The sequence below is a fragment of the Streptococcus oralis genome, from assembly GCF_001578945.1.
GTDB lineage: Bacteria > Bacillota > Bacilli > Lactobacillales > Streptococcaceae > Streptococcus > Streptococcus oralis_Q.
In genome coordinates this window covers 294,229-299,178 of sequence record NZ_KQ969551.1, presented here as the reverse complement: position 1 = coordinate 299,178, position 4,950 = coordinate 294,229, and the positions used below count along the sequence as shown (strand labels likewise).

4 protein-coding genes and 1 pseudogene are annotated in these 4,950 nt (G+C 39.6%); 2 read left to right on the top strand and 3 right to left on the bottom strand.

Translation table 11 applies throughout. From position 1 onward, the window contains the following. The first annotated feature begins 66 nt into the window (after positions 1-66). Positions 67-1,053, top strand: a complete 987-nt coding sequence (locus SORDD16_RS04135) for an L-lactate dehydrogenase (RefSeq protein WP_061452479.1) — start codon at positions 67-69, stop codon at positions 1,051-1,053. A 131-nt stretch (positions 1,054-1,184) separates the two neighbouring features. Here SORDD16_RS04135 and SORDD16_RS04130 read toward each other — a convergent pair whose 3' ends face one another. Continuing rightward, complete coding sequence (locus tag SORDD16_RS04130) at positions 1,185-1,460, bottom strand: HU family DNA-binding protein (protein WP_001284636.1); 276 nt, start codon at positions 1,458-1,460, stop codon at positions 1,185-1,187. 117 nt (positions 1,461-1,577) lie between these two features. Continuing rightward, on the bottom strand, positions 1,578-2,414 hold the full coding sequence (locus SORDD16_RS04125; RefSeq protein WP_061452478.1) for a DegV family protein: 837 nt from the start codon (positions 2,412-2,414) through the stop codon (positions 1,578-1,580). A gap of 145 nt (positions 2,415-2,559) precedes the next feature. Between SORDD16_RS04125 and SORDD16_RS04120 the strand changes: the two genes are divergently transcribed. Further along, positions 2,560-3,408 carry a YitT family protein gene (locus tag SORDD16_RS04120; protein ID WP_061452477.1) on the top strand — a complete coding sequence of 283 codons (849 nt, stop codon included), beginning with the start codon at positions 2,560-2,562 and terminating at the stop codon, positions 3,406-3,408. A gap of 21 nt (positions 3,409-3,429) precedes the next feature. Here the strand turns inward: SORDD16_RS04120 and SORDD16_RS04115 are convergent. Continuing rightward, positions 3,430-4,828: pseudogene (locus SORDD16_RS04115) on the bottom strand (APC family permease). Between the last annotated feature and the right edge of the window lie 122 nt (positions 4,829-4,950).

Genomic DNA, 4,950 nt, shown 5'->3' with positions numbered 1-4,950 from the left:
TTAAAAGTGATAGAATGAAAGTGTCTGGGGATTCCCCTAAAAAAAATGAAGGAGATGTTTAGAAAAATGACTTCTACTAAACAACACAAAAAAGTGATCCTTGTCGGTGACGGTGCCGTAGGTTCATCTTACGCTTTCGCACTTGTTAACCAAGGAATTGCACAAGAGCTTGGAATCATTGAAATTCCTCAACTGTTCGACAAAGCTGTTGGTGACGCTGAAGACCTTAGTCATGCCCTTGCCTTTACTTCACCTAAAAAAATCTATGCTGCCAAATACGAAGACTGTGCTGACGCTGATCTTGTTGTAATCACAGCTGGTGCTCCTCAAAAACCAGGTGAAACTCGTCTTGACCTTGTTGGTAAAAACCTTGCTATCAACAAATCAATCGTTGAACAAGTGGTTGCTTCAGGATTTGACGGAATCTTCTTAGTTGCGGCTAACCCAGTTGACGTTTTGACTTACTCAACTTGGAAATTCTCTGGATTCCCTAAAGAACGTGTTATCGGTTCAGGTACTTCTCTTGACTCAGCTCGTTTCCGTCAGGCACTTGCTGAAAAAATCGGTGTTGACGCACGTTCAGTCCATGCTTACATCATGGGTGAGCACGGTGACTCAGAGTTCGCTGTTTGGTCTCACGCTAATGTTGCAGGTGTTAAATTGGAACAATGGTTGCAAGCTAATCGTGATTTGAACGAAACTGACCTTGTAGAACTCTTCATCTCAGTTCGTGATGCTGCTTACTCCATCATCAACAAAAAAGGTGCTACTTACTATGGTATCGCCGTAGCTCTTGCTCGTATCACAAAAGCAATCCTTGATGATGAAAATGCTGTACTTCCACTTTCTGTATATCAAGAAGGGCAATACGGTGTTGATGGCGTCTTTATAGGTCAACCAGCTATCGTTGGTGCACACGGTATTGTTCGTCCAGTAAATATCCCGTTGAACGATGCTGAAACTCAAAAAATGCAAGCATCTGCTAAAGAATTGCAAGCTATCATTGATGAAGCATGGAAAAACCCTGAATTCCAAGCAGCTTCTAAAAACTAATGAGAAAAAGGTTCTCAAACATGAGAACCTTTTTCTTTTTGTACAGAATCATAACTCAACTCTTCAAATAAACAAAAAAAGCCTATCGACCAAGCAATGAAGCTTGATACAATAGGCTTTTTATAAATTCATTATTTAACAGCGTCTTTAAGAGCTTTACCTGCTTTAAATGCTGGAACTTTAGAAGCTGCGATTTTGATTTCTTTACCAGTTTGTGGGTTGCGACCTTTACGTGCAGCACGCTCACGAACTTCAAAGTTACCGAAACCAATCAATTGAACTTTTTCACCAGCTGCAAGGTATTCAGTTACTGCTGCAAATACAGCGTCAACTGCTGCTGCTGAATCTTTCTTAGTCAATTCTGTAGCTTCTGCTACTTTAGCGATCAAATCTTGTTTGTTTGCCATGTTAATGTTTCCTCCAAATATTTTCTAATTAACAAATATAATCATATCCTAAAATTGCCCACAGGTCAAGTCAAAAACGCTATTTCTAACGATTTTTCTCTATTTTTTGCGATTTTTTTAGGAATGATATCTAACTAAGATAGCCCACGCATTTTCACCTGTATGGGTCTGAATGATGGATCCTGTTTCCAGTACAGAAATCGGTTTCTCAACGTAAGTTTGCAACAAAACCTTCATCTCATTGGCCCATTCATTAGTACCAGCGTAGGAAATTCCAATTTCTGCAACGGATTTATGAGAAAGAGTCTCTGCTAGTTCAACAAGCCATTTTTTAAAAGTCTTCGCACCACGTCCCTTAACAATCGGTTGCAGTTCGTGGTTTTTCATTTGCATGACGACACGAATGTTCAACAAAGAACTTAGTAAACCAGTCACACGCCCAATACGACCACCTTTAACTAAATTTTCTAAAGTCGAAACACCGATATAAAGTTCGGTATGCCTTTTCACATCTTCCACATGTGCTAAGATAGTTTCTAAATTTCTTCCTTCTTGGGCAAGTTTAGCCGCTTCAACAACTTGAAATTTCATAGCCTGATCTGTAAAGGAACTATCAATAACAGTCACATCAGCAGTTGAGAGGCTTGCCCCTTGTCGAGCAGCTTCCACAGTTCCAGACAAGGCATGGGACATGTGAATGGCAATAATTTGACTACCATCTTTGCCTAGCTCTTCAAAAACTTCAGCAAATACCCCTACTGGAGGCTGACTGGTTTTGGGGAGGTTTTTACTTTGCTGCATAAGATGAAGGAATTCCCCTTCTTTCAAATCCGCATCAGAATAAAGGATGCCATCAATCATCACAGATAAAGGAACAACTGTAATGTCCAACTCTTTAACTACTTCTGGCTCGATAGTAACAGAAGAATCTGTTACAATTTTTACTTGTGTCATATCTTCAATCTTTCTACTTTCTCAATAGGAGCGAGGTTTTTTCTCGTTTTTATTATATCAAAAAATTGTTAAAAAATCATAAGTGATCCGATGAAAAGAACTGAATTTTTGGTATAATCTATCTATAGAAAAGTGAGGAACAGCCATGATTCGAAAACTTCAACCGATTATCACCATTATTCTTGGAGCTGCTATCTATGCCTTCGGTCTTACCTACTTTGTTGTTCCTTATCATTTATTTGAGGGAGGGGCGACAGGTATTACCTTGATTACCTACTATCTTTTTAAGATTCCTGTCTCATTGATGAATCTCTTAATCAACATTCCTTTATTTATTTTGGCTTGGAAGATATTTGGTTCCAAGACCCTCTACTCCAGCCTTCTAGGATCTATTTCACTTTCCGTTTGGCTAGCAATCTTTGAGCGCATTCCTTTGCACATCGACTTGCAAGGGGATCTCATCATTGTCGCTTTAGTCTCAGGAGTCTTACTGGGGGTTGGTTTAGGAATTATCTTTAATGCTGGTGGAACCACTGGTGGCTCTGATATCGTTGCCCGTATCCTCAACAAATATACTAATATTTCGATTGGGAAATTGCTTTTTGGGATTGACTTTTTTATCCTAATGTTGATTTTGATCATCTTCCAGGACCTTCGTCTAGTTACCTATACCCTCTTATTTGACTTTATCATCGCTCGTGTTATCGACTTGATAGGCGAAGGAGGTTATGCTGGTAAAGGATTTATGATTATTACCCAATATCCTGATCAATTGGCCAAAGAGATAAACGATGAACTCGGACGTGGCGTTACCTTTATATCTGGTCAAGGCTACTACAGCAAAAAGGATTTAAAAATTATCTACTGTATCGTCGGTCGAAACGAGATCGTAAAAATGAAAGATATGATTCACAAAATCGACCCTCAAGCCTTTATCACCATCACTGAGGCTCATGAAATTCTTGGTGAAGGCTTTACTTATGTGAAAGATTAAAAAGCTGGGATTTCCCAGCTTTTATTTTTCTTCCATAAGAGTAGAATGATGGTAGCCGTAAGTAAAGTAAAGGACTAACCCAACTACAAGTGCGATACCAAAGGCAATCCAAGTATCTAGACTATATTGAAGCATAAAGGAAACACAGATAAGAATAGAAAGAATTGGCAAGAGTGGTACCAAAGGAGTTTTAAACTCTCCCTCTTTTGGCATGCCCTTATCCTTTCTGAGTTTTATTACTCCGTAGGCTAGCAAAATCAGATAAGCTAGCGTACAGATATTTAAGAAGGCTGCAATACTGGCTAGAGGAAAGACTCCTGCAGCAATAGCTGAAGCAACTCCTGTTAAGAGAGTCGCATTTTTAGGAACGCGACTAATCTTGCTTAATTGTTTGAAACTTTGAGGTAAAAGTTCATCACGTGCTAAGCTATATATCATTCGAGACAAAGCGTAAGTCATGGAGATACATACGGTTATCAGAGTTAGAATTGGCTACAAGCGAAACATAATTTGCCGCCCAGCCGATGCCAATACTCCGTAATGAAAATGCTACTGCATCGTCCACATTAAGCTTACTGTAGTGAACAATCCCTGTCAATACTAAGGTTACCAAAGCATAGAGAATGGTGACGATTGTCAGAGAAAGCACAATTCCGCGAGGAATATTTTTTTGCGGGCTTTGAATTTCATCAACTGCCATGGAAATAGACTCAAATCCGAGAAAACCAAAGAACATCAAAGATGCACCAGCCATAATCCCAGTACTTCCACCATATAGTTGACCAAAACCAAATGGAGCAAAATTCGTCCAATTTTCAGGTTTGATGTACCAAATACCAACTAGGATAAATAAGGCAAGAGCTGAGAATTTCAAGACCACCAAAAGCGAATTAAAGCGCAAGGCTGCCTTGGAATTTAACAAGACTAATCCTGTCACCAAGACAATCACTAAAATAGGTAAAATATCGATATAGCTGCCTTGTTCGGGGTTAAAGGTTCCATTCAAGGCTTGAGGTATGGAAATACCATAATGAATGAGTAAGCCCTTAAAATATGCTGCCCAGCCAGAAGCTACGCCAGAAATAGCCGTCATGAATTCCATGATGGTCAACCAGCCAGCAATCCAGGCTGGCAATTCTCCTAGAATCGCATAGAGATAACTATAAGCACCACCAGTTGCAGGCACACGAGAGGCAAATTCTGCAAAAAATAGGGCTGATAGAGAAACACACAGGGCAGAAATCACAATGGAAATCACTAGCGAGGGACCAGCAAGTGTTGCTGCCGCTGTTCCTGTAATGGTGAAAATCCCCGTTCCCACCATGGCACCAATCCCTAGAAGAATCAAATCCCACAATTTCAAATGGCGATGCATTTCTGTCTGTCTCAGACTAACATCCTTGGTTCTAAAAATATTCATACTTCATCTCCGCTAAACATAATCGTTTTATTTTATCACCCAATTTGTAAAATTAAGCTAGACAGAAAAAGCCATCTTACCACAAACGAGCTTGTAATGATAGAAGCATACTATCAAGAAAG

Excerpts from the sequence above, each read along its gene's own strand:
- SORDD16_RS04130 (WP_001284636.1), bottom strand. The coding sequence starts at position 1,460 with ATGGCAAACAAACAAGATTTGATCGCTAAAGTAGCAGAAGCTACAGAA.
- SORDD16_RS04125 (WP_061452478.1), bottom strand. The coding sequence starts at position 2,414 with ATGACACAAGTAAAAATTGTAACAGATTCTTCTGTTACTATCGAGCCA.
- SORDD16_RS04135 (WP_061452479.1), top strand. The coding sequence starts at position 67 with ATGACTTCTACTAAACAACACAAAAAAGTGATCCTTGTCGGTGACGGT.
- SORDD16_RS04120 (WP_061452477.1), top strand. The coding sequence starts at position 2,560 with ATGATTCGAAAACTTCAACCGATTATCACCATTATTCTTGGAGCTGCT.